Origin of the sequence: Pseudomonas sp. HS6-2 (assembly GCF_049325675.2) — a bacterium.
Lineage (GTDB): Bacteria > Pseudomonadota > Gammaproteobacteria > Pseudomonadales > Pseudomonadaceae > Aquipseudomonas > Aquipseudomonas putida_N.
On record NZ_CM143906.1, the window covers coordinates 2,377,665 to 2,401,155 of the forward strand.

Annotated in this window: 17 protein-coding genes, 1 tRNA gene and 1 pseudogene; 15 read left to right on the top strand and 4 right to left on the bottom strand. The window is 57.8% G+C overall.

Annotated features, from left to right (window positions below):
* The first annotated feature begins 19 nt into the window (after nucleotides 1–19).
* The 14 genes and pseudogenes from pheT to ACOKS3_RS11235 form a co-directional block, all read left to right on the top strand.
* Nucleotides 20–2,401 carry a phenylalanine--tRNA ligase subunit beta gene (gene pheT, locus ACOKS3_RS11170; RefSeq protein WP_422764583.1) on the top strand — a complete coding sequence of 794 codons (2,382 nt, stop codon included), beginning with the start codon at nucleotides 20–22 and terminating at the stop codon, nucleotides 2,399–2,401.
* A 4-nt stretch (nucleotides 2,402–2,405) separates the two neighbouring features.
* Nucleotides 2,406–2,708 (top strand): integration host factor subunit alpha, encoded by a 303-nt coding sequence (ihfA, locus tag ACOKS3_RS11175; protein ID WP_003250679.1) that lies wholly within the window; start codon nucleotides 2,406–2,408, stop codon nucleotides 2,706–2,708.
* Nucleotides 2,689–3,045: a MerR family transcriptional regulator gene (locus tag ACOKS3_RS11180; RefSeq protein ID WP_008100384.1), complete on the top strand. Its 357-nt coding sequence runs from the start codon at nucleotides 2,689–2,691 to the stop codon at nucleotides 3,043–3,045. The genes ihfA and ACOKS3_RS11180 overlap by 20 nt, the downstream gene beginning before the upstream one ends.
* Nucleotides 3,046–3,162: 117 nt before the next feature.
* A tRNA-Pro gene (locus ACOKS3_RS11185) sits at nucleotides 3,163–3,239 on the top strand.
* Between the two features lie 370 nt (nucleotides 3,240–3,609).
* On the top strand, nucleotides 3,610–5,091 hold the full coding sequence (locus tag ACOKS3_RS11190) for a sigma-54 interaction domain-containing protein (protein ID WP_102082555.1): 1,482 nt from the start codon (nucleotides 3,610–3,612) through the stop codon (nucleotides 5,089–5,091).
* 49 nt (nucleotides 5,092–5,140) lie between these two features.
* The gene (locus tag ACOKS3_RS11195) at nucleotides 5,141–8,521 is read left to right on the top strand and encodes a type I restriction endonuclease subunit R (RefSeq protein ID WP_102082580.1); all 3,381 of its coding nucleotides are present in this window, start codon (nucleotides 5,141–5,143) and stop codon (nucleotides 8,519–8,521) included.
* Nucleotides 8,522–8,529: 8 nt separating this feature from the next.
* A complete protein-coding gene (locus ACOKS3_RS11200; RefSeq protein ID WP_241502472.1) occupies nucleotides 8,530–10,662 on the top strand; it encodes a DNA recombination protein RmuC in 2,133 nt (710 codons plus the stop codon).
* 29 nt (nucleotides 10,663–10,691) lie between these two features.
* Complete coding sequence (locus ACOKS3_RS11205; RefSeq protein WP_102082554.1) at nucleotides 10,692–12,275, top strand: type I restriction-modification system subunit M; 1,584 nt, start codon at nucleotides 10,692–10,694, stop codon at nucleotides 12,273–12,275.
* Nucleotides 12,272–13,465 carry a restriction endonuclease subunit S gene (locus ACOKS3_RS11210; RefSeq protein WP_102082553.1) on the top strand — a complete coding sequence of 398 codons (1,194 nt, stop codon included), beginning with the start codon at nucleotides 12,272–12,274 and terminating at the stop codon, nucleotides 13,463–13,465. The genes ACOKS3_RS11205 and ACOKS3_RS11210 overlap by 4 nt, the downstream gene beginning before the upstream one ends.
* Before the next feature lie 14 nt (nucleotides 13,466–13,479).
* The gene (locus ACOKS3_RS11215; RefSeq protein ID WP_422764582.1) at nucleotides 13,480–15,306 is read left to right on the top strand and encodes an AAA family ATPase; all 1,827 of its coding nucleotides are present in this window, start codon (nucleotides 13,480–13,482) and stop codon (nucleotides 15,304–15,306) included.
* 151 nt (nucleotides 15,307–15,457) lie between these two features.
* The gene (locus ACOKS3_RS11220) at nucleotides 15,458–16,138 is read left to right on the top strand and encodes an AAA family ATPase (RefSeq protein WP_463581483.1); all 681 of its coding nucleotides are present in this window, start codon (nucleotides 15,458–15,460) and stop codon (nucleotides 16,136–16,138) included.
* Nucleotides 16,139–16,207: 69 nt separating this feature from the next.
* Nucleotides 16,208–17,707, top strand: a complete 1,500-nt coding sequence (gene istA / locus ACOKS3_RS11225) for an IS21 family transposase (RefSeq protein WP_169725187.1) — start codon at nucleotides 16,208–16,210, stop codon at nucleotides 17,705–17,707.
* The gene (gene istB, locus ACOKS3_RS11230; protein ID WP_013970780.1) at nucleotides 17,700–18,500 is read left to right on the top strand and encodes an IS21-like element helper ATPase IstB; all 801 of its coding nucleotides are present in this window, start codon (nucleotides 17,700–17,702) and stop codon (nucleotides 18,498–18,500) included. The genes istA and istB overlap by 8 nt, the downstream gene beginning before the upstream one ends.
* Nucleotides 18,501–18,645: 145 nt before the next feature.
* Nucleotides 18,646–19,326 (top strand): annotated as a pseudogene (locus ACOKS3_RS11235) (HNH endonuclease); the annotation flags it as partial.
* Between the two features lie 114 nt (nucleotides 19,327–19,440).
* Here the strand turns inward: ACOKS3_RS11235 and ACOKS3_RS11240 are convergent.
* The 4 genes from ACOKS3_RS11240 to ACOKS3_RS11255 form a co-directional block, all read right to left on the bottom strand.
* Nucleotides 19,441–19,707 carry a DUF3077 domain-containing protein gene (locus ACOKS3_RS11240; protein WP_422764239.1) on the bottom strand — a complete coding sequence of 89 codons (267 nt, stop codon included), beginning with the start codon at nucleotides 19,705–19,707 and terminating at the stop codon, nucleotides 19,441–19,443.
* 103 nt (nucleotides 19,708–19,810) lie between these two features.
* On the bottom strand, nucleotides 19,811–20,053 hold the full coding sequence (locus ACOKS3_RS11245; RefSeq protein ID WP_422764238.1) for a hypothetical protein: 243 nt from the start codon (nucleotides 20,051–20,053) through the stop codon (nucleotides 19,811–19,813).
* Between the two features lie 359 nt (nucleotides 20,054–20,412).
* On the bottom strand, nucleotides 20,413–21,240 hold the full coding sequence (locus ACOKS3_RS11250) for a helix-turn-helix transcriptional regulator (RefSeq protein WP_422764237.1): 828 nt from the start codon (nucleotides 21,238–21,240) through the stop codon (nucleotides 20,413–20,415).
* Between the two features lie 267 nt (nucleotides 21,241–21,507).
* Nucleotides 21,508–22,416, bottom strand: a complete 909-nt coding sequence (locus tag ACOKS3_RS11255) for a LysR substrate-binding domain-containing protein (RefSeq protein ID WP_422764236.1) — start codon at nucleotides 22,414–22,416, stop codon at nucleotides 21,508–21,510.
* 216 nt (nucleotides 22,417–22,632) lie between these two features.
* Here ACOKS3_RS11255 and ACOKS3_RS11260 point away from each other — a divergent pair, with 216 nt between their 5' ends.
* On the top strand, nucleotides 22,633–23,457 hold the full coding sequence (locus ACOKS3_RS11260; RefSeq protein WP_400724672.1) for a phytanoyl-CoA dioxygenase family protein: 825 nt from the start codon (nucleotides 22,633–22,635) through the stop codon (nucleotides 23,455–23,457).
* Nucleotides 23,458–23,491 lie beyond the last annotated feature (34 nt).

Genomic DNA, 23,491 nt, shown 5'->3' on the forward strand with positions numbered 1-23,491 from the left:
CACTTTCTAGGAGAACAGCATGAAATTCAGTGAACAGTGGCTGCGCGGTTGGGTAAACCCGCAAGTCTCCCGTGACGAACTGGTCGCCCGCCTGTCCATGGCCGGCCTCGAAGTCGACAGCGTTACCCCCGCTGCCGGCCAGTTCAGCGGCATCGTCGTGGGCGAGATCCTCGCCACCGAACAACACCCGGACGCCGACAAACTGCGCGTGTGCCAGGTGAGCAACGGCCAGGAAACCTTCCAGGTCGTGTGCGGCGCGCCTAACGCCCGCCCAGGCATCAAAATCCCGTTCGCCATGATCGGCGCCGAACTGCCAGGCGACTTCAAGATCAAGAAGGCCAAGCTGCGCGGCGTCGAGTCGTTCGGCATGCTCTGCTCGGCCGCCGAGCTGCAGATCAGCGAAGAAAACGACGGCCTGCTGGAACTGGCTGCCGACGCCCCAGTGGGTGAAGACATCCGCCAGTACCTGAGCCTGGACGACGCCAGCATCGAGATCGGCCTGACGCCGAACCGCGGTGACTGCCTGTCCATCGCAGGCCTCGCCCGCGACGTCAGCGCCCTGTACGACACCCCGGTCACCCGCCCGGTCGTGCCAGCCGTTGCCCCGGCCCATGACGAAGTGCGCCCGGTCGAAGTCAGCGCTCCGGCTGCCTGCCCACGTTATCTCGGCCGCGTCATCCGCAACGTCGACCTGAGCAAGCCGACCCCGCTGTGGATGGTCGAGCGCCTGCGCCGCAGCGACGTGCGCAGCATCGACGCCGCCGTCGACATCACCAACTACGTGATGCTCGAACTCGGCCAGCCGATGCACGCCTTCGACCTCGCCGAAATCAACGGTGGCATCCGCGTGCGCATGGCCGAAGAGGGCGAGAAGCTGGTCCTGCTCGACGGCCAGGAAGTGGCCCTGCGTGGCGACACCCTGGTGATCGCCGACCACACCCGCGCTCTGGCCATCGCCGGCGTCATGGGGGGCGAGCACAGCGGTGTGAACACCGATAAAACCCGCGACCTGTTCCTCGAAAGCGCCTTCTTCGAGCCGATCTCCGTCGCCGGCAAAGCCCGCTCCTACGGCCTGCACACCGATGCCTCGCACCGCTACGAGCGCGGCGTCGACTCGCAGCTGGCCCGCGAAGCCATGGAGCGCGCCACCCAGCTGATCCTCGACATCGTCGGCGGCGAAGCCGGCCCGATCGTCGAAGCCGTCAGCGAACAGCACCTGCCAAACGTCGCCCCGGTCACCCTGCGCGCCGAGCGCATCACCCAGATGCTCGGCATGGAGATGGACCCGGCCCAGGTCGAGCAGTTGCTCAACAACCTCGGTTTGGCCACCAAGGCGGACGGGGCAGGGCAGTGGACCGTCAACGTCCCAAGCCACCGCTTCGACATCAGCCTGGAAGTCGACCTGATCGAAGAGCTGGCCCGCCTGTACGGTTACAACAACCTGCCAGTGCGCTACCCGCAAGCCCGCCTCGCACCGCAAGCCCGCCCGGAAACCCGCGGCGAGCTGCCAAACCTGCGCCGCCTGCTGGTTGCTCGCGGCTACCAGGAAGCCATCACCTACAGCTTCATCGACCCGAAGCTGTTCGAGCTGTTCAGCCCAGGCGTCGAGCCACTGCTGCTGGCCAACCCGATCTCCAACGACATGGCCGCCATGCGCGCCTCGTTGTGGCCGGGCCTGGTCAAGGCACTGCAGCACAACCTCAACCGCCAGCAAGACCGCGTGCGCCTGTTCGAAAGCGGCCTGCGCTTCGTCGGCCAACTCGGTAACCTGCAGCAGCAGCCAATGATCGCCGGCGTCGTCACCGGCAGCCGCCTGCCAGAAGGCTGGGCGAACGGCCGCGACACCATCGACTTCTTCGACGTCAAGGCCGACGTCGAAGCCCTGCTGGGCTACAGCGGCGCCCTGAGCGACTTCACCTTCGCCGCCGGCAAGCACCCAGCCCTGCACCCTGGCCAGACCGCTGTGATCCAGCGCGACGGCAAGGACGTCGGCTACCTCGGCGCCATCCACCCAGAGCTTGCCAAAGCCCTGGACCTGGACCGCCCGGTGTTCGTCTTCGAGCTGGTACTGGGCGATGTGGTCGAAGGCCGCCTGCCGAAATTCAGCGAACTTTCCAAGTTCCCGGAAACCCGTCGCGACCTGGCTTTGATCGCAGGACGTGATGTAGCTTCTCAAGACGTGCTTGAAGTAATTCGTGACAATGCAGGCGAATGGCTCACAGACCTCAGGCTGTTTGATGTCTACCAAGGTAAAGGCATTGATCCTGATAGAAAAAGCCTTGCCGTCGGCTTGACCTGGCAGCATCCATCGCGCACTCTTAACGACGATGAGGTGAACACTACCCTGCAAAACATCCTCACCTCGCTCGAACAAAGGTTGAACACCACGTTAAGGAAATAACGGCATGGGTGCTCTGACGAAAGCTGAGATGGCCGAAAGGCTGTACGAGGAGCTGGGGCTTAACAAGCGTGAGGCCAAGGAGCTGGTCGAGCTGTTTTTTGAAGAAATTCGGCACGCACTTGAAGAGAACGAGCAGGTCAAGTTGTCCGGTTTCGGCAACTTCGACCTTCGCGACAAACGCCAGCGGCCGGGCCGCAACCCCAAGACTGGGGAAGAGATCCCGATCACTGCACGGCGCGTCGTCACCTTTCGTCCAGGGCAGAAGTTGAAGGCCCGGGTTGAGGCCTATGCTGGAACCAAGCCATAACGACGAACTGCCCCCCATACCGGGCAAACGCTACTTCACCATCGGTGAAGTGAGCGAGTTGTGTGCCGTGAAGCCACACGTGCTGCGGTATTGGGAGCAGGAGTTTCCTCAGCTCAACCCTGTGAAGCGGCGGGGGAACCGGCGGTATTATCAGCGGCAGGATGTGCTGATGATCCGCCAGATCCGGGCCCTGCTGTATGACCAGGGGTTCACTATTGGCGGGGCGCGGTTGCGGCTCTCCAGTGATGAGGTGAAGGATGAATCGAGCCAGTACAAGCAGCTGATTCGGCAGATGATTGTTGAATTGGAGGATGTGTTGGTGGTGTTGAAGAAATGAGCCTGGCGGTTTTTCTGATGAGTGGATTTTTTTTGAGAAAAAGGTTTCATTTATCAGGAGGTTAGGGTACATTCTTCAACGTTCTCGGCAAGATTGAGAACATGCTTCAAGCCCAGTCGGGGCGTAGCGCAGCCCGGTAGCGCACTTGCATGGGGTGCAAGGGGTCGAGTGTTCGAATCACTCCGTCCCGACCAAAATACTCCAAGAAATCCAAGCACTTACGAGTGCTTGGATTTTTTTATGCCCGCTGTTTTTTATGGCTGATCAAAAATGATCGTTCTGGTTGCCAATTGGTTGCCAATTGAGATTGGCTTGCAAGCGGTGGGGGATTAGTATCGGTTAGGAGGCGCAGTGCTATCAGCTTCATGCGCGCTGCGTGGATGACGGCGCTGGTCAATAGGGCGGGGAGTGCCTATGGAGCTGATTCGCTGCTTGGCGAGAGCCTCAAGGGTCCGCTCAAGTCTGACGCCAGATTGAGGTTTACTGTCCAGAAAACTGTGAGGCAAAGCACGGTGCTGGTAAGTCGCGCATGTGGAAGCGAATAAAAAATAGAGGGTTAGGTGCGTGGCTAAAAAGCAGAATGTGCTGCTCTGCTGGGTGGGTGGCAACGACCTCAAGGCACTATCAGGAACTGATGCTGGGCCTGTACTTTCGACGCTGAGAGCAGAGTCTTTCGATCAGGTTGAATTGCTTTCTTCTTACCCGGCTGAGCAGGTTGAGCCCTACCTGGCCTGGCTGCGTGAGCAGGTAAATTCGCAGGTCAATCTCAGCTATGAATCGCTCACGTCCCCAGTGCATTTCGGAGATATCTACCAGGCTGCCAATGCACACCTAAAGCGGCTGCATGTCCCTGGCACACAGCTATCCATTCTGCTCAGCCCCGGCACCCCAGCCATGCAGGCGGTTTGGATTCTGCTAGGCAAGACCCGCTATTCAGTCACCTTCTACCAGTCCTCGTTAGAGCAGGGTGTGCAGAAGGTCGAGGTGCCATTCGAGATCGCGGCGGAATATGTGCCGGCAGCCAACACCATTACGGGTGACAAGCTGCTTCAGCTTGCTGACGGCCAGGCCCCAGTCAACGCGGCCTTTGACAGCATCGTTACTCAGAGTGAGCGCATGCTCAGGCTCAAGGCGCAGGCGCAGGTTCTTGCTCAAAAGCAGGTGCCTGTCCTGATCTATGGCGAAACGGGCACTGGCAAGGAGTTATTTGCCAGAGCGATTCACAATGCCAGTCCTCGTTCATCGGGGCCATTTGTTGCGGTCAATTGCGGCGCTATCCCCCCGGAGCTGATTGACTCCACATTGTTTGGTCACCGCAAAGGCGCATTCACGGGCGCTGTTGAGAGCCGTGCCGGTGTTTTCCAACAGGCTGATGGTGGAACCCTGTTCCTGGACGAGTTTGGTGAGCTGACTCCTGATGCCCAGGTGCGTTTGCTGCGGGTGCTGCAAGAGGGTGTGGTGACTCCGGTAGGGGGTAGCCAGGAAGTCAGAGTGAATGTGCGATTTGTTACCGCTACTCACCGCAACCTGATGCAAACCGTCGCAGAAGGTGGTTTCCGGGAGGACCTTTTCTATCGCGTTGCCATCGGAGTCCTGCATCTACCGCCATTACGCGAGCGCGAGGGTGATCTGCTGATGTTGGCCGATTCTCTGTTGAGTAAGGTTGCAGCAGGGGATGCATCGTTAAAGGGTAAGAAAATTTCCGCAGAGGCAAAAAAACTTATCCTAAGCCATCCGTGGAGAGGCAATGTCCGGGAGTTGCAGTCCACCTTGTTGCGCGCCGCTCTCTGGTGCTCGGGTGATGTGATTGGCGCTGCGGATATTGATCAGGCGATGTTCCAACTACCTCGTGAGCAGAATAGCTCAATGTCTCAAGATGTCTCTCAAGGCATTGATTTACAAGAGATAATGTCCGGGGTGGCTGGGCACTATCTGCGTCAGGCTCTAAAGCTTACCGGCAAAAACAAAACCCGTGCGGCCAGTCTGCTAGGCCTCAAAAGCCAGCAGACGCTGAGCAACTGGATGGAAAAGTACGGCATCGAATAAAACTTGGCACGGTCCTCGCTCTAGGACCCTCATGGACAGAATCGCCTACATGAAATCAGTCAACTTCGAGTTTCTCCGCTCCGGCAATGAACTGCTGGCGAACCTCGCCGGCCTCGCCGAAGCCGTTCTGCATATCGATCCGGGCAGTGCCCTCACTCGTCTGCGCAGCTTCGCCGAAGAGCTGACCAAAGCCATCTACAAGGAAGAGCTGCTGCCGCGCATGCCGCAGTCAACCTTCTACGACCTGGTGAAGAGCCCGGTGTTTACTGACTGCGTCAGCAAGTCACTGGTCTATCAGATCAACTTCCTGCGTATCCAGGGTAACGACACTGCCCACGGCGGTGAGGGTGATGTGCGCAACGCCAAGCTGGCCTTGAACTCGGCTCATGAGTTGGCCAAGTACATGGCCGTTAAATACTACGGTGTGGCTCAGGCCGCACTGCCGGTATTCGAGGAAGTTAAGGATCCAACCGCTGCGCTCAACCAGCTTCAGCAATCCGTTTCCAGCTACGAGAAAGAACTGCATAAGCAGCAGGAAGAGCTGCAGCGCGTCATGGAGAAGCTGGAGCAGGAACGCACACGCCATCTCGACAAGCTGGAACCGCCTGCCAAGCCTGACCAGCAGAAGCGTCAGCAGCAGAGCCAGAAGGTAGCCGACAGCCTGCAGTGGAGCGAGGCCAAGACCCGCGCCCTGTTGATCGACGCCATGCTGGTGCAGGCGGGCTGGGATATCAGCAACCCCTCGCAGGTCGGCCAGGAAGTGGAAGTCGACTTTCCCGATAACGTTTCCGGCAAGGGCCGTGCGGACTACGTGCTATGGGGCGACAACGGTCAGCCGCTGGCCGTGATCGAGGCCAAGAAATCCGGCAATGTCAGCCTGCAGGCCGGACGCGAGCAAGCCCGCATGTATGCCGATGGCTTTGAGCGCATGGGCATGCAGCGCCCGGTGATTTTCTACAGCAACGGCTACGAAACCTTCATCTGGGACGACGCGCAGTACAACACCTACCGCCCGGTGTATGGCCTCTACAGCAAGGACAGCCTCGAATACCTGATCTACCAGCGCCAATACCGCAGAGCGGAGCTGGAGCGTCATAACCCTGATCTGAACATCGCTGACCGTCCCTATCAGATCGAAGCGATCAAAACGGTTGCTGCGCACTTCCAGCAGCAACGTCGCCGTGCGCTGATCATCCAGGCCACCGGCACGGGCAAGACCCGTGTGGCAATCGCCTTGGCCGAGCTGCTGCTGCGCACCGGTTGGGCCAAGCGTGTGCTGTTTCTGTGTGACCGCAAAGAGCTGCGCGTGCAGGCCGATGATGCCTTCAAGCAGAACCTGCCCAGCGAGCCGCGTTGCGTGATTGGGGAAACCAATAAGGTTGATCAGACCGCACGCATCTACATCGCCACCTACCCGGGCATGATGAATCGCTTCGCCCAGCTGGATGTGGGTTTCTTCGACCTGATCATTGCCGACGAAAGTCACCGCAGTATCTACAACAAGTACCGCGACCTGTTCGACTACTTCGATGCGCTACAGGTAGGTCTCACTGCGACCCCGGTGAAGTTCATCAGCCGCAACACCTTCGACATGTTCGACTGCGAGACCACCGACCCGACCTTCGAGTTCGGCCTCGATGCCGCCATCAACAACGATCCTCCTTACCTGGTGCCGTTCCGTGTCAAAGACCTCACCACCGACTTCCTGCGTGATGGCATTCACTACAACGACCTGAGCGAAGAACAGCAGCGTCAGCTCGAAGAAGACCTCGGCGAGGAGGAGGCCAAGCGCACCACCATCGCTGGCAAGGACATCGGTCGCAAGATCTTCAGCGAAGACACCGACCGCATCATCCTGGAAAACCTGATCAACAACGGCATCAAGGACGAGACAGGCTCACTGGTCGGCAAGACCATCGTGTTCGCCCAGCGTCAGGACCATGCCGAGCATCTGGAGGCGCTCTTCTGCAAGCTCTACCCCCAGTACGGCAGCAAGGTCTGCAAGGTCATCCACAACGCCATTCCGCACGTGGATACCCTGATCAAGGAATTCAAAAAGCCGGGCAATGAGTTCCGCATCGCCATCTCGGTGGACATGCTTGATACCGGTATCGACGTGCCCGAAGTGGCCAACCTGGTCTTCGCCAAACCGGTCAAATCCTGGGTGAAGTTCTGGCAGATGATCGGGCGCGGCACACGCCTGCGCCCCAACCTGTTTGGTCAGGGCAAGCACAAGACCGAGTTCCTCATCTTCGATCACTACGGCAACTTCGACTTCTTCGAGCAGGAGTACGAAGAGCCAGAAGACCAGGGGGGCAAGTCGCTCCTGCAGACCACCTTCGAAGCACGTCTGGAGCTGGCGCAGGCGGCACTCAGGCACAACCATGCCGCAGCCTTCGATGCCGCCATCGAACTGCTGCGTGCCGACATCAACGATCTGCCGGAGAGCAGCGTGGCCGTCAAACGCGAGCTGCGTGCCGTGCACCAGTTACAGCAGGGCGACCAACTGCAGAAGTTCGACGCCAGGACCCAGCACCTGCTGGCGACCACCATCGCTCCTCTGATGTCCGCTCGTGTCCTGCGCGACAAACATGCCACCGCGCTCGACAAACTCATCGCCGGTATCGAGCGCTGCCTGGTGGAGCAGGCCAGCTGTTTCGAGGATGGCAAGATCACTTTGTTGGAAGAGATCGACAAGCTCGCCATCAATATCCAGGCCGTGCGTCAGAAGGATACCTTGATTGCCGAGGTGCGCAGCGCGGACTTCTGGCTCAATTCCGACGTGGGCAAACTGGAGCGGGCTCGGCAGGAGCTGCGCGGCATCATGAAATACCGCCAAACCGGTGGCACCGACGGTTATGCCATGCCCAGCACAGGTACCCGTGATACCGGCGTAGAGGTTAATGAGCGCAAGGTCACCATTGCCGGCGCCAACGAGGCAATGATCTACCGGCGCCGCCTGAAGGGCATCCTCGACGACATGCTGGCTGCCAACCCGACCCTGCAGAAAATCCACAAGGGTGAGCCGATTGCCGAGCAGGAGCTGAACTCGCTCACCTCGACCATCCTCACCACCCACCCCGGCGTTAGCCTGCAGGTGCTCAACGAGTTCTATGGCCGTACTGCCAATGAGCTGCAGCTGACCGTGCGCGAGCTAATCGGGCTGGACGCACAAGCCATCGAGCAGCACTTCGCCAGCTTCCTGCATAACCATCCAGGACTCACGGCCCGGCAGGTGAGCTTCATGAACCTGCTCAAAAACTACATTGCCCAGCACGGCAGCATCGTCATCGAAAAGCTCTACGACGCACCGTTCTCCAGTATTTCCCACGAAGGTATCGACGGTGTGTTTACCCCAGCCGACGTGGGTGAGCTGGTGGCCGTGCTCAAGCCCTTCTTGCGTGGGGAAACCCCGCCTACCAGTCACTAGGAGTGCACATGCAAGCCAGTCAATGGACTACCGAAATCATCGTAATCTGCGCGATCGCCGCTCTAATCAGCGTGGTGTTTGGCTACGTTGTCGCAGCCCTGCGTCAGGGACGGCAGCTCAGCCGGCTCACTGCGCAGCTTGAGCAGGCGCAAGAGGCACAGGCCTCAGCAGTGGCCGCCAGCACGGCGCTGAGTGAGCAATTGAAGGCAGCAGAGGCACGCGGTCAGGCGCTTCAAATCGAAGAAAGCTCACTGAAAGCCAAGCTGCAGGCAGCCTTCGACAACGTGGCGCGGCTGAACCAAGAGCAGCAAGAGAGCAAGGACGTAAAGGCAGCCCAAGAGCTAAAACTGGAGGACGCCAACCGGCGGCATAACGAAACCGCCAAGCTTCTGGAAACGGCTCAAGCTGAAGGGCGAGCGCATCAGGAGCAAGTCACCGACCTGCGTGATCGTCTGAATACGGCGCAAACCACCATCACCTCGCTGCAACGCGAGCGTGACGGCCTCAAAAACGAGCTGGCTAGCCTGGATGCCAATGCCCAGGTGGCCGCATCAGAAGTGCGTGAGGCGCGTGAGCAGCTCAACGAAACCAAGCAGAAACTTGCTGAGCAGACACAGTCTCGCGCCGAGCTACAGGATCGTTATGGGCCGCTGAGTAATGCTCATGCAGAGCTTAAGACTGCCTTGGAAAAGCGTGAGGAATTAGTGGCTGATCTAAATGATCGACTTGCCAAGGCTCAAGCTGCAGGTCTTCAACTGCAGGCTGAGCGTGAATCACTAAAGGATGAGCTGGCCAGCGAAGGTAAGCGGGCTAAGGCTCTGGAAACCGCTGAGCGCGAAGTGCGCGAGCAGCTGGCAGAAACCAAGCAAGCGCTGGTCAAGCAAGTGCAGTCTTTCAGCGAGCTGCAGGAACGCCTGCAGCAGCTCAACGCGGACCACACCGAGCTCAAAACCACCCTGAGTCAGCGCGAGGACCACTTCCAAGAGCAGATGACGCAACTGGCTGATGCGCGTAAGTCGCTGACTCAGGAATTCGAGAACCTGGCCAATAAGATTTTCGAGGAGAAGGGCAAGACCTTCACCCAGACCAGTCAGACCAGTATCGACGGCATGCTTAAGCCGTTCCGCGAACAGATCGAAGGCTTCCAGAAGCGCATCAACGAAGTTCACGATGCGTCCCTGCAGGGCAATACCAGCCTCAACTCTGAAATCAAGAAGGTGCTGGAAATCGGCCTGCAGATGAGCAAAGAGGCCAACAACCTGACCTCGGCGCTCAAAGGTGACTCCCAGCAGCGCGGCGCTTGGGGCGAGGCGCAGTTGCGTCGCACGCTGGAAATGAGCGGCCTGATCGAAGAGGCGCACTACGAAGTGCAGAGCGCCTTCAAGGATGCCGAAGGTAAGAGCAAGCAGACCGATTACCTGATCAAGCTGCCTGATGGCAAACACATCATCATCGACAGCAAGGTCTCACTGGTTGCCTACGACCGTGCTGTTTCGGCAGAGACAACAAGTGAGTCCCAGCAGGCCATGGCTGAGCACGTCAAAGCGGTTCGCCGGCACATCGATGACCTCGCATCCAAGGACTACACCAACCTCGTTGGGATGCGCAGCCCCAGTTTCGTGCTGATGTTCATGCCTATTGAGCCGGCCTACATCGAGGCCATGAAGCACAACAAGGACCTGTTCGAGTACGGCTACAAGAAGGGCATCGTCCTGGTTTCCCACACCACCCTGATCCCGATCCTGCGCACCGTTTCCAACCTATGGATGATTGAGCGCAGTAATGCCGAGGCGCGCGAGATCAGCGAGAAGGCCGGCGAGATCTACAACCAGGTCTGCCTTGTGGCCGAACGCTTGGGCAAGCTAGGCGGCACGCTCAATACCGTGAGCAACCACTACAACGACACCGTCAAGGCACTGGCTGGCAAGCAGGGTCTGTACGGCAAAGTGGAACGCTTCAACAAGCTGTCGGCCAAGGTCAGCAAGACGCTGCCGGCGCTGGAGCCAACCCACATGGATTTCGAAAGCGAGCGACTCTCCCTGATCGTCGAGGCGCTCGACGAGGCGGATGAGCCCACCGCAGAGCTGCCACCGCTCATGAACCACATCGCTAACGACAGCGAAGCGCTGCCGCAGGCCTGACCCCATTTTTAACGAGAGAAGTACCTCGAATGCTCACCGGCAAAATCCGCAACGATATCGACAAGCTCTGGGAAAAATTCTGGACTGGCGGAATCACCAATCCGCTGACTGTGATCGAACAGATCAGCTACCTGATGTTCGCCCGCATGCTCGACATGCAGGAAGACGTGGCCGAGCGCAAAGCCAGCCGCACCGGCAAGGACTTTGCCCGCCTGTTCCCCAATACCCCGGAAGGCCAGCTGCTGCGCTGGAAGAACTTCCGCAACATGAGCGGCAAGGAGCTGCACAGCCACCTCAAACAGAAGGTCTATCCGTTCTTCGCCCAACTCGGCAGTGCCGACGGTGAGGGCGGTGAGCGCGAAGGCCTCGGCCATATCAGCGAATACATGCAGGACGCCGATCTGGAGATCAAGAACGAGTCCGTGCTCACCTCCGCCGTGGAGATGGTCAACGACCTGCCGCTGACCCAGAGCGACGTAAAGGGCGATATCTACGAATACCTGCTGAGCAAGCTCACCACCGCCGGCATCAACGGCCAGTTCCGCACGCCGCGCCATATCATCGACGCGATGATCGAACTGATCGCCCCACAGCCCACCGAGGTCATCTGCGACCCGTCCTGCGGCACCGCTGGCTTCCTCGCCCGCACCATGGAGTACCTCAACCGAGTGCACTCCAGCGAAGCGGGCACCTTCACCGACGAAGACGGCAACCTGCATTACTCCGGTGACCTGCTCGAACCCTATCGCCAGCACATCAACAGCCAGATGTTCTGGGGCTTCGACTTCGACACCACCATGCTGCGCGTCTCCAGCATGAACATGATGCTCCACGGCGTGAACGGCGCGAACATCCGCTACCAGGACTCCCTGAGCAAATCCATCAAGGAGCACTACCCGCGTCAGGAGCAGGACTTCTTCGACGTGGTGCTGGCCAACCCGCCGTTCAAAGGCAGCCTGGACGAAACCAACACCAACCCCGACGTACTCGGCCTGGTGAAAACCAAGAAGACCGAGCTGCTGTTCGTCGCCCACATCCTCCGCTCGCTCAAGCTCGGTGGCCGTGCGGCGGTGATCGTGCCGGACGGCGTTCTGTTCGGCTCGTCCAAGGCCCACCAGCAATTGCGCCAGGAGCTGCTCGACAACAACCAGTTGGAAGGCGTCGTCAGCCTGCCCAGTGGTGTGTTCAAACCCTACGCCGGTGTCAGCACCGCCATCCTGATTTTCACCAAGGGCGGCACCACCGAGCGCGTGTGGTTTTACGACCTCCAGGCCGACGGTTACTCGCTGGACGACAAGCGCACCGAGCTGAAAGGCGAGGGCAGCAACGATCTGCCCGATGCTATCGCCCAGTGGCATAAGTACCGGCAGATGGTCGAGGGCAACATCAGCGCGAGCACCATCAACACCCTGTTCGGCGACAAGCGCAAAAAGGCCTTTGTCGTGCCGGCCGAGGATATCGCCGCCAACAAGTACGACCTCTCCATCAATCGCTACAAGGAAGTGGAGTATCAGCAGGAACAGTACGAAGATCCGAAGGTGATTCTGCGACGGCTGAAAGGGCTGGAGCAGGAGATTCTGGCGGATCTGGATGAGCTGGAGGTGATGCTGTGAGTTGGCCGTTGGTTAAGATTTCAGATTTCTGCCAAACAGGCAGCGGGGGTACTCCATCTCGCGATATTCCTGAGTATTATGAAGGTGATATTCCCTGGATAAAATCAGGAGACTTGAAGGAAAACATTGTTACCTCGGCAACTGAATTTATTTCGCGCGAGGCCATTAAGAAAAGTAGTGCCAAGATAGTTTCTCAAGGTGCCATCTTGGTCGCTATGTATGGTGCAACTGTTGGGCGAATGGCTTTGCTTGGCATTGATGCAGCTACTAATCAGGCTGTGTGCAATGTTGTTCCCGATGCATCTAAGGCAGACACCAAGTATGTTTACTATGCCCTATTAAGTAAGGTTCCTGATTTTCTTAGGAGTGCTATTGGTGGTGCGCAGCCAAACATAAGCCAAGGGCTAATTAGATCAACTGAGATTCCCCTACCACCCCTACCCGAACAAAAGCGCATCGCCGCCATCCTCGACAAGGCCGACGCCATTCGCCGCAAACGCCAGCAATCTAGCCAGCTCGCCGACGACTTCCTCCGCGCCGTGTTCCTAGACATGTTCGGCGACCCAGTGACCAATCCGAAGGGTTGGAGTGTGAAACCGCTCTCTGCCGGCATAAGGTCAATTTCTTCGGGGTGGAGCGCGTCTGGTGAAAACCGTCCTTGCGGCGCTGGTGAGAAAGGCGTTCTTAAAATTAGTGCAGTTACAAGTGGCGTTTTCAAGCCAGAAGAAAATAAAGCCGTCCCCATTGACCAGATACCTGACGGGAAAAAACTTTTATTCCCCAAAAGAGGGGATCTTTTGTTTAGTCGGGCAAATACAAGGGAGCTGGTGGCTGCAAGTTGTATTGTTATGACTGATGCAGAGGATGTTTTTCTGCCAGACAAGCTGTGGTTGGTTGAAACCGATCAAAATAAACTTCTGCCAGAATTTCTTAACTATCTACTTTGGCAGCCAAGATTTAAAGAAAGGTTGACATCCCAGGCCACTGGTACGAGTGGTTCAATGTTGAATATTTCAAAGTCGAAATTCGAAGAGACAGATACATTTTTTCCGAATATGGAGCTTCAGGGAAAATTCAAGCGTATTTATTGGGCTCTTCAAGAAACTCTCGACGCATCTGCCTCTTCAAGGGAGGCGGGAGACAGTCTATTTGAATCGCTAAGCCAAAAAGCGTTTTCTGGCCATCTGTAGATAAGGACATCCCCATGCGCCTCAAGTCCGTCAAGCTCACACACTTCCGTGGCTACCGTGCCACCACCGTCATTCTCATCGACGAAGCCATGACCGGCATCGTTGGCCGCAATGACTATGGCAAATCGACCATCCTCGAAGCCTTGGCGATCTTCTTCGAGAGCGGCGACGTCAAGGCCGACAAGAGCGATATGAACTGCTTCAGCCTGGCCGAGGGCGTCGAGCAGTTCGAGATTGCCTGTGAGTTTGACGGCCTGCCTGAAGCACTGGTGCTGGATGAGAATGCCGAGACTTCCTTGGTACAGGAATACCTGCTCAACGCTGAGGGTGCGTTGGAGATCGTCAAAACCTTCAAGGCCAGCACCGGCAAGCTGGAGCGTACCGCCATCCGCTGCCAGCACCCAACGGATGAGGCGCTGGCTGGGCTGCTAAGCCTCAAGATGGATGCTTTGAAAAAGCTCGGCGTACAGCGCGGCATCGCAGAGCAGGTGGCGGATCAGCGGGTTGCTTCGCAGTGGCGACAGGCTATTCGTGCTTCAGTACAACCCATTGTTTGCCAGGAAACCCTGCTCGAAGTCGGCAAAGGAATCTCGGCGGACAACAAACCCATCTGGGAAAAGATCGAGGCCCAGCTGCCCACCTTCGCCCTATTCAAGGCGGATCGTGAAAGCAGCGATGGTGACGCCGAAGCTAAGAACCCGCTACAGCAGGCGGTCAAGGAAGCTCAGGCTGCACTGCAGGATCAGATCAGCGCGCTGGAGCAGCAGATCGAAGCCAGCGTCCTCGATGTCGCCGCCCGCACCCTCGATAAGTTGCGGGAAATGGCCCCCGAGCTGGCCAATGAGCTGACCCCACGTTTCAAGGAAAAGCCCAAGTGGAGCTTCAGCTTCACTCTGGATGGTGAGAACGGTATCCCCATCAACAAACGCGGCAGCGGCGTGCGCCGTTTGATCCTGCTCAACTTCTTCCGAGCCGAGGCGGAGAAGGCGGTAGTAGGCTCCCAGCGCAATGTGATTTACGCCATCGAAGAGCCGGAGACCTCCCAGCACCCGAACTACCAGATGATGCTGATGAAGGCGTTGCTAGAACTTTCCAACCAACCCAACCGGCAGATCATCGTCACCACCCACGTTCCCGCCCTTGCCGGCCTTATGCCCATCGACGGTATCCGCTATGTGACTAAGGATGAGAACGGTATTCCCATCGTCAAAATGCCCAATGACGATGTGCTCAAAGAGGCTGCCGAGAGCCTGGGCGTACTTCCCGAAACGGGTATGGAGCGGGCGAAGGGAATCATCCTGGTGGAAGGCAAGAGCGATATCACCTTCCTGCGTCACACGGCTAGCACCCTCAAGGCAGCAAACGTTATTGATCGCGATCTCGATGATCAGGGACTTATCCCGATTCACGTTGGCGGCTGTGGAAACGTGAAGCATTGGGTTACCCATCAGCTTGCCGACGAAATTGGCCTGCCGTGGTGCGTTTTCCTGGACTCAGATCTCGGGGATCCCTTTCAGCACAAGACCAATCTCAAGCGAAAACAGGAGGTAGAGGGCCTTGGCCGGCCGTTCTACTCGACCCGTAAACGCGAAATCGAAAACTACCTGTGTCCAGATTTGATTCGGCACGAAGCTGGCGCTGTGGTTAATTTCACGGATACCTGCGATGCAAAGCAGATCATCGGTAACGCAGTGGGCATGAAACCGGACGATGTTTCAGATCGATTCTGGCCACTGATGAATGCCGCCCAAATTCTCCAGTGCTCAATGTACCAAGAGGGCGCTGAGCAGCGCTCAGAGCTTAAAGAGCTAGTCGAGAGCCTGCTGGCGTTGGTCCCTTGAACTCAGCGCGGCATGAGAACCAGCCGAAAGCGGTTTGCTCTGACTGCGAGCCGTGCAGAGGCTGCGTGAGTGCATGCATCGGCAGGTGCCATTGCCATCTAAAAATTACAAATAAGACATTGCCGGCCTTAGGCCGAGCTAGGGCATAAAAATGCGAATTACAGAAATCGCCCTCACCAACTTTCGTTCCTTTCAGGCTACCCAATCGATTGCGCTGGCGCCCGTCACTCTGCTGTTCGGACCCAACAGCGTGGGTAAAAGCTCGGTACTGATGGCGCTGTTCTATATCCAGCAGATGCTGGAGAAGGGGCAGTGCGACCCACAGCGTATTGATGCGCTGGGTGAGAAGCATATTGGCGGGTTCAAGAGTCTGGTCAATGGCCGGGATCTCTCCAAGCGCATGGTCCTCAAGTTCACTTTGGATAAGTCTGGCTCTATAGGCGCAAGCTACAACCAAATTTTGGATCTGGTTGGTGGGGATTTTTGTTTGCCCGTAGACAGCCCGACGGCAGACACCGACCGCATGGCGGTTGAGTTTCATGTCGCTTGGTCGAAAGCCGAGGATATGGCGTATGTGGCCTGCTACAAGGTCTGGCTGGATGACAGCCTGATCGCCGAGCTCTCTAGCGATGCCGGCCTCAGGCAGCCGGTGATCACTTGGCTCAATTATCGGCACTCAGCGCTGTTGACCGAGGCAGATCAGGATGACTATGCAGGCGGTGAGTTTGTCAGCTACTTGCATGAGTTGCTCAATGCCAATCGCAAACCCAAATCGGTTCCCAGAAATGTTGCCGCTGACCGAAAACTGACCCAGTTTCGCCCGTTGTGCTGACTGAAAACTGACCCAGGTGTTCCACTGCACCTGCTCAATTTTTGAGCAGGAGAACACAGGGTGATCAGCATGGAAATGATGGGCAAAATTCGGCGGATGTATTTCCGCGACAAGCTGTCGTTGCATGAGATAGCCAAGCGCACCGGACTGTCGCGCAACACCATCCGAAAATGGGTCAGAGCGCCGGAGTCCAAACAGCCGGTTTATCAGCGTCGAGCCGTGTTCAACAAGCTCAGTCCCTTTCACGAGATGTTGGAGCAAGCGCTGCGGGCTGATGCCTTAAGGGCCAAGCAACATCGTCGCAGTGCCAAGGCGCTGCTGGCCATGATCCGCGCTGAAGGCTATGACGGCGGCTACAGCCAGCTCACTGCCTTCGTTCGTCATTGGCGCGGAGAGCAAGGCAAGGCGGTACGGGCATTTGTGCCGTTGGCATTCGCCTTGGGCGAGGCCTTCCAGTTCGATTGGAGCGAGGAAGGCCTGCTGGTTGGCGGTGTTTTCAGGCGCGTCCAGGTCGCGCACATGAAGCTATGTGCCAGCCGAGCTTTCTGGCTAGTGGCCTATCCCAGCCAAGGGCATGAAATGCTGTTCGATGCCCATACCCGCTCATTCGCCGCCTTAGGTGGCGTGCCGCGTCGCGGCATCTACGACAACATGAAAACTGCGGTCGACAAGGTCTCCAAGGGTAAAGGCCGCACGGTCAATGCTCGCTTCATGGTGATGTGCTCGCACTACCTGTTCGACCCGGACTTCTGCAACGTAGCGTCCGGCTGGGAAAAAGGTATCGTCGAAAAGAATGTCCAAGACAGTCGGCGCCGCATCTGGCTGTCCGCCCGCGACAATACTTTCCATAGCTTCGAAGAGTTGAATGCCTGGCTTGCCCAGCGCTGCCGGGCTCTCTGGCATGAGCTGATTCATCCGCAGTACAACGGCCTTACCGTCGCAGAAGTCTTGGAATTGGAGCGCGTCGAAATGATGCCGATGCCGACGCCTTTCGACGGATATGTAGAACGCACGGTTCGCGTTTCCAGCACCTGTCTGATCAACGTGGCTCGCAACCGCTATTCAGTACCCTGTGAGCGTGTTGGCCAGTGGGTCAGCAGTCGGCTCTATCCCTCGCGAATCGTCGTGATTGCCGATGAGGGTGTGATTGCTAGCCATGAGCGCCTGTTTGATCGCGATCAGGTCAGCTACGACTGGCAACACTACATCCCCCTCATTGAACGCAAACCGGGGGCCCTACGCAATGGTGCCCCGTTTGCCGATCTGCCTAAGCCACTACGCCTGCTCAGGCGCGGGCTGCTGCGGAATCTACAGGGTGACCGGGTTATGACCCAGGTCTTGGCCGCCGTGCCCATCGCTGGCCTGGATGCTGTTCTCGTAGCGGTTGAGCTGGTTTTGGAGTCTGGCAGCCTGAGCGCTGACCACATCCTCAACATCGTGGCCCGTCTGACCGCTCGTGAAGCACCACCCTCGGTCGAAACCAACCTGCAACTGAACGTTACCCCTGTTGCCAATACCGCACGCTATGACCGGTTGCGCAGCACGGATGAGGAGGTGCGCAATGCGTGATCTCACAGAGGAACTCAAAGACTTACGCCTGCACGGCATGGCCGATGCCTGGGCAGAGCTGGCCGCACAAGGCGAATCTTCCACTGCGTCATCGAAATGGCTGATCGAGCATCTCCTTGATCAAGAGCACGCCGACCGAGCAGTACGCTCGGTGCATCATCAGATGAGCATGGCGAAACTGCCCATGCACCGTGACCTGGCTGGCTTCGACTTCGGTGTATCCAGCGCCGATGTCCGATTGATCAGGGAACTGTCCACTCTGGCCTTCACCGACACAGCGCAAAATGTGGTGTTCATCGGTGGCCCTGGCACCGGTAAAACGCACCTCGCTACTGCCTTGGCAGTGGCCGGCATCACCCAACATAACAAGCGTGTGCGTTTTCACTCCACAGTCGATCTGGTCAACCTGCTGGAGCGTGAAAAACATGAGGGCAAGACAGGGCGTATCGCCCGAGGACTACTGCGTGCAGATCTGGTAATCCTTGATGAGCTTGGCTACCTACCTTTCAGTCAGAGCGGCGGAGCCCTGCTGTTCCACCTGCTTTCGAAGCTTTACGAGCACACCAGCGTGATCATCACCACCAACCTCAGCTTCGCCGAGTGGTCGAGCGTATTTGGCGACGCCAAGATGACCACGGCCTTGCTCGACCGATTGACACACCACTGCCACATCGTCGAGACGGGGAATGAATCATACCGCCTGCAAAACAGCACCTTGGTGGCCAAGACCAAGATCCAGGCGAGGGAGCGCAGACGGCAGGATGTCGAGGAATCGGAGGACGACCCGTTTTGACCTCTTTGGGCTGGCCTTGCTGAGTGCAGGGTCAGCACTTTCACGACGCTGTCGACTGCTAGGCTTATCCACAATTGCCGGGGTCTAAATCGGCAAGCAGCCCTGGGTCATTTTTCAATCGGCAGGGTGGGTCAGTTTTCAATCAGCGCCGACACGGCTGAGTGCTAATCCGCACTATTTTGGTACGGCGCGCATCGGTAAGGTCTACGCAGATACTGATAGTAGTAAGGGGGACCTTTACGCGCTGATCGAGAACTTCGCGCAGTTTGAAGGTGCTGTCCCTTCGAAAATTGATGGGGCGTACCTAGAGACCATCCCTGCCATCCGCGAAAAAAACTATTGGCGTGACGGGGTTCGGCCCATATCCCAAGCCGATTTCGATGGCATTTTAAGCCATGCGAAGCTCCAGCCTTCGCAAGCAGAAGCAGATGTCCCGAATGTGGAAAGCGACCCATTCACCTTCGAGTCGGCCAATGAAGGCAGCAAATCTAGCTACTTTGGAACTCGCTACGAGCGCCGAAAAGATCTGAGAATGAAGGCTATTGCTATCCACGGCCTTGACTGCAAAGGATGTGGGTTTGATTTTGAACAGGCTTATGGTGAACACGCGAAGGGCTTCATTCACGTTCACCATGTAGTACCGATTTCGGAGTTTGGTGGTGAGAAAGCTGTTGATCCTGAGACTGATCTCGTAACGTTGTGCGCCAACTGTCATGCAGTCGTCCACCGCAAGCGGGATATGACTCTTAGCATCGATCAATTGAGAGGAATAGTGCGTGGGCGATGGGTATTCGAGCCTTTAGCGCAGACTGACTCCCAGCAGTGAGTTCTCCTGGAGTTGGGCGCAGGGGCTTAGGTTGTTGGGGCCGCTTTGCGGCCCATCGCCGGCAAGCGAGGCTCCCACTGGGTGGGCGGTGCAGGTGCTGCTGGAGGGGTTATTTCAATCTTTCATCATGCCCAGTTCGGCATCATCAAGCAGGGCCTTGGCCAGGGCGCTGAGGTAGTGCGAGGCCCAGAGCAGCTGGGGTTTGTCTTCCATCAGGCCGTCGATGGTCAGGTCGCGGACGTAGCCCATCAGTTCAGAGGCCTGTTCGCGGGCGTTTTGGCAGGGTATGCCGGGTTCGATGCGGAAGAGGGGATGGGTCTGGTTTTCACCTTGGAAGAAGGTGGTTTTGCCGACTGTGAATTTGGTTTCTTCGGTGGCCATTGTTTGATCTCCCTGAATTTGTAGCTGCCTGGGCTGGCCCAATCGCTGGCAAGCTGGGAACCCAAAGACGAAAGCGTCAGACCAGGCAGAATCATGATGCGAATTAATGCAGCGTCTGCGGATCGGCTGGTTTCTGGATTTGAACCAGCGCCGATTCGAGCAATTTCCGCAGCGAATCAAGCTCGTGCATTGACGTCATGATCAACAAGGACACCGGTGACTTGGGCTGCATCAACATCGCCTGCTGGGCAACGACTTCCGCGCAAAGTGCATAGTCAGCCGCCATCATCAACGTGTCTTCGAGGGAGTGGAGATTGTGGGGCGGATCGGGAACGATCTTCAGCATGGTGTGGCTCCTGTCGTAATGGAGCAGCCACCAACCGCGGCTAAACGAATGGGTGGCAGCTGTACGCGGGTTAGCCGACCGGGACGTCAGGCACCCGGCGCACCCGAAGGTGCCCCACGTACAGCCGCCATAAAGGCGCAACTGCCGATAACTCGGTATTGCACGGCTGTGGTGTCGGACGTGTTCGGGCGGCTAAACCCGGTCGTTGAATGGCAACGACAGGCCGAGACTAGAGTCCACTTTTAGCGTATGCAACGAATAACAGCCGGAGCGAGTATCTTTGGGAAACGTCCTACAGAAAAGGGGTTAAATCTGATTTTTTAGCCGTTCGCCGTAACAACTTGTAACGTCCATCAGAGTCAGTGAACCTGACTCGACCACTTACGCTGAGTAGCCAGCGCCAACAACTCACGCTGCCCGGAAATCCCCAACTTGCGATACAGCCGCTTGATATACGTAGCCGCACTCGACAGCTGTATGCCCATGCTCGCACTGATGCCCTCAACCTCACACCCAGCCAGCATCAATTGCAGCAGCTCCTGGTCACGCCGTGTCAGTCCCGGATACAGGCTGATAACCCGCTCACTGAGCAACGTCGGCATTTCATTGGCTTCGAGATAAGCGCGGTAATGCAGCCGAGAGATTTGTACGATCAGCGGCGCCGCTGTTTCGATGACATTGATCTCGTTGGCTGAAAATCGCCCATGTTCACGCCCCCGATAGAAATTCACCGACAGCCAACGGTTGCCCTCGCAATGGGTCAGCAGCGCAACGCGTTCTGATATTTGCGGTAGCTCGTAGCAAATGCGTCGGTAGTCTCGGTGGGCAATGTCTTCGATGCCTTGGCGTTGCACCAGGATGCGGTCGGTAGGCGAGAGAGTAGGGCGCGCGGTCATCGCCTGTTGGTTGCCGTCCATGCTGTAGAAGCGTTCGGCATAGTTGCTGGAGATTCTGGGCAGCTCAATCATCCGGGCGCGGTCGGCGAAGGAGATTATTTGCGGGCTGCGGTTGGGGTTGTAGGCGAAGATGGTGCACTGGGCCAAGGGAACTTGGGCGCTGACCAGTTTCAGCATGTCGGCGGCCAGCAGCTTGCCGTGGCTTTCGCGGGTGCGGGAGAGCAGGGTGGCGGTTTGCTCGATGCTCAGGCGAAAGTCGGTCGTGGAGGGGCGTAGTGGCCAGAATTCCATGCTGTGCTCCCTGGGGAAAAGGCATGATTTATTGTTTTAGGTGGCCCCTTGGTGTGGGCTGTTGGGCAGGATACCTAATTTGTGAATGCGGCGCGTGGCCGATGGGAAGAGTGGTGCGGTGCATGGTGCTGGGTGTGTGGTGTTTGCGGGTAGACCACTGATGTTGTGAGTTCGGTGAATGGGGCCGCTTTGCGGCCCTTTCGCGACACAAGGCCGCTCCCACAGGGGGACTGCGCCGCTTTTGAGTGCAGTGATGAATGTGCGAGATCAGGTTGCCTGGGCTGATATTTCGCGGGCGACCCAGGCCTCGAACGCCTCCGCTACTGGGGATGGGTGCATCGCGCCTGATTGCGCCAGCACCACTTTTTGCGGTGATACGTCCTCCAGCAGTGGCCGGCATAGCAGCGGCGTGCCGTCATAGCAGTGGTCCCCCGCAGGGCGGGTGCAGGACAGGGCTACGCCGTAGCCGTGGGCGACCAGGCCCCTTTGCATCTCGAAGGTCTGGGTATATTGCTGGGTGCGTGGTTGCAGGTTATGCGCCCAGAACAGTGAGAGAAAATACTCACGGGTTTGGGCGATGTCTTCCAGGATCACGCACTCTTGCGCCAGCTCATGCAGTGGTATCTCGGCCAGGTGGGCCAGCCGATGGTCGACAGCGATCAGCGCGTAGGGTTTCAACTCCGCCAGTACCTGGCGCGGCATCGTGGGGTCGAGGCCGATGTCGTAAGTCAGCGCGAGTTCGGCTTTGCCAGCACTCAGGTGGCGGTGTACGCCTGCCAGGTCGGTCTCGAACAGGGTCACCTCGACTTCGGGGTACTGCTTGCGAAAGCTCGATAGCAGGCGCGGCGCGTAGTAAGGGCCCAGGTCTTGAAAGCAGATCAGCGATAGGTTGCCACGCAGCGTGCCTTGGGTGGGGTCGGCCTTTTGATTCATGGCGATGGCCATGCCGATGATTTCGCGGGCTTGGGCCAGCAAACGCGTGCCGGCTGACGTCAGCTCCAGGCCGCGGCTGACCTGGCGGCGGAAAAGGCGTTCGTTCAGCGCTTCCTCAAGTTGGGCGATCGCCACCGAAACCGAGGGCTGTGAGACGTGCCGGGCTCTCGCTGCAGCGCTGATGCTGCCATGTTCGGCCACCGCGACGAAGTACTCGAGCTGCCTGAAGGAGAACCCTATCATGTTTTCCTATACTCAAAATTAGGAAATATATTCTTTTCCTATTGGTGCCGAAAAGCAATACTCGCCTTGCACCTTGCTTACTTCAGTTAAAAACCAGATCGCCCGTTAAGTGAAATAGGCGGTGCACCCAGTTTGTTGCCTTGTTTTTTACTTGGCGCAAGAAATACAGGGCAACTTGTATGCGCCGGCCCGAATAAAAAGACTAAAGGGTGCTTCATGAAACAGTCCGCTGAATTTCAACTGGATAATGAAACCATCGAGGCGTTCCAGCGTGATGGTGCCGTTTGTGTGCGTAACCTGTTCACGCCGGAAGAAGTTGCACTGCTCGAAACCGGCATCGAGCAGAACCTGAAAACTCCCAGCGAGCGCGCCAAAGTGGCCAGCCGCCCGGATGACCCGGGTTGGTTCTTCGAGGATTTCTGCAACTGGCGTGATATTTCGGCCTATCGCCAGTTCATCCTGGAAAGCCGGGTGGGTAGCGTTGCCGCTCAACTGATGAATAGCGAAACCGCCCGGCTTTATCACGATCACCTGCTGGTCAAGGAGCCCAACACACGCCAGCGCACGCCCTGGCATCAGGACCAGCCCTATTACAACATCGATGGGCGCCAGAACTGCAGCATGTGGATGCCCATCGACCCTGTTGCGCGGGAGTCCACCCTTGAGTTTGTCGGCGGCTCGCACCTTGGGCCGTGGCTGATGCCGCGCAGTTTCCTCGACAGCCAGGCGCAATGGTTCCCGGAGGGCAGCCTGGCTGACTTGCCGGATATCGAGGCCGATCGCAGTGCCTGGAACATCCTTGGCTGGGAACTCTCCCCAGGCGATGCGGTGTTCTTCCACATGCTGACCTTGCACGCCTCGGGTGGTGTCGGTGGCAATCGCCGGCGTCGTGCCTTCTCGGTGCGCTTCCTGGGCGATGACATTACCCACGCGCCGCGGCAGTGGAAAACTTCGCCACAGTTCCCCGGGCTCGAAACGCAACTGGCCAGCGGTGCGCCGATGGACCATGAACTGTTCCCGGTGCTGTGGCCAAGGGCTTGATGATTGAACTGATGCGTGCCTGATGAAACCGCAC

What these genes read in the sequence shown, in the direction of transcription:
- pheT (WP_422764583.1), top strand. Translation starts at nt 20, where the DNA reads ATGAAATTCAGTGAACAGTGGCTGCGCGGTTGGGTAAACCCGCAAGTC.
- ihfA (WP_003250679.1), top strand. Translation starts at nt 2,406, where the DNA reads ATGGGTGCTCTGACGAAAGCTGAGATGGCCGAAAGGCTGTACGAGGAG.
- ACOKS3_RS11180 (WP_008100384.1), top strand. Translation starts at nt 2,689, where the DNA reads ATGCTGGAACCAAGCCATAACGACGAACTGCCCCCCATACCGGGCAAA.
- ACOKS3_RS11195 (WP_102082580.1), top strand. Translation starts at nt 5,141, where the DNA reads ATGAAATCAGTCAACTTCGAGTTTCTCCGCTCCGGCAATGAACTGCTG.
- ACOKS3_RS11200 (WP_241502472.1), top strand. Translation starts at nt 8,530, where the DNA reads ATGCAAGCCAGTCAATGGACTACCGAAATCATCGTAATCTGCGCGATC.
- ACOKS3_RS11205 (WP_102082554.1), top strand. Translation starts at nt 10,692, where the DNA reads ATGCTCACCGGCAAAATCCGCAACGATATCGACAAGCTCTGGGAAAAA.
- ACOKS3_RS11215 (WP_422764582.1), top strand. Translation starts at nt 13,480, where the DNA reads ATGCGCCTCAAGTCCGTCAAGCTCACACACTTCCGTGGCTACCGTGCC.
- ACOKS3_RS11220 (WP_463581483.1), top strand. Translation starts at nt 15,458, where the DNA reads ATGCGAATTACAGAAATCGCCCTCACCAACTTTCGTTCCTTTCAGGCT.
- istA (WP_169725187.1), top strand. Translation starts at nt 16,208, where the DNA reads ATGGAAATGATGGGCAAAATTCGGCGGATGTATTTCCGCGACAAGCTG.
- istB (WP_013970780.1), top strand. Translation starts at nt 17,700, where the DNA reads ATGCGTGATCTCACAGAGGAACTCAAAGACTTACGCCTGCACGGCATG.
- ACOKS3_RS11240 (WP_422764239.1), bottom strand. Translation starts at nt 19,707, where the DNA reads ATGGCCACCGAAGAAACCAAATTCACAGTCGGCAAAACCACCTTCTTC.
- ACOKS3_RS11245 (WP_422764238.1), bottom strand. Translation starts at nt 20,053, where the DNA reads ATGCTGAAGATCGTTCCCGATCCGCCCCACAATCTCCACTCCCTCGAA.
- ACOKS3_RS11250 (WP_422764237.1), bottom strand. Translation starts at nt 21,240, where the DNA reads ATGGAATTCTGGCCACTACGCCCCTCCACGACCGACTTTCGCCTGAGC.
- ACOKS3_RS11255 (WP_422764236.1), bottom strand. Translation starts at nt 22,416, where the DNA reads ATGATAGGGTTCTCCTTCAGGCAGCTCGAGTACTTCGTCGCGGTGGCC.
- ACOKS3_RS11260 (WP_400724672.1), top strand. Translation starts at nt 22,633, where the DNA reads ATGAAACAGTCCGCTGAATTTCAACTGGATAATGAAACCATCGAGGCG.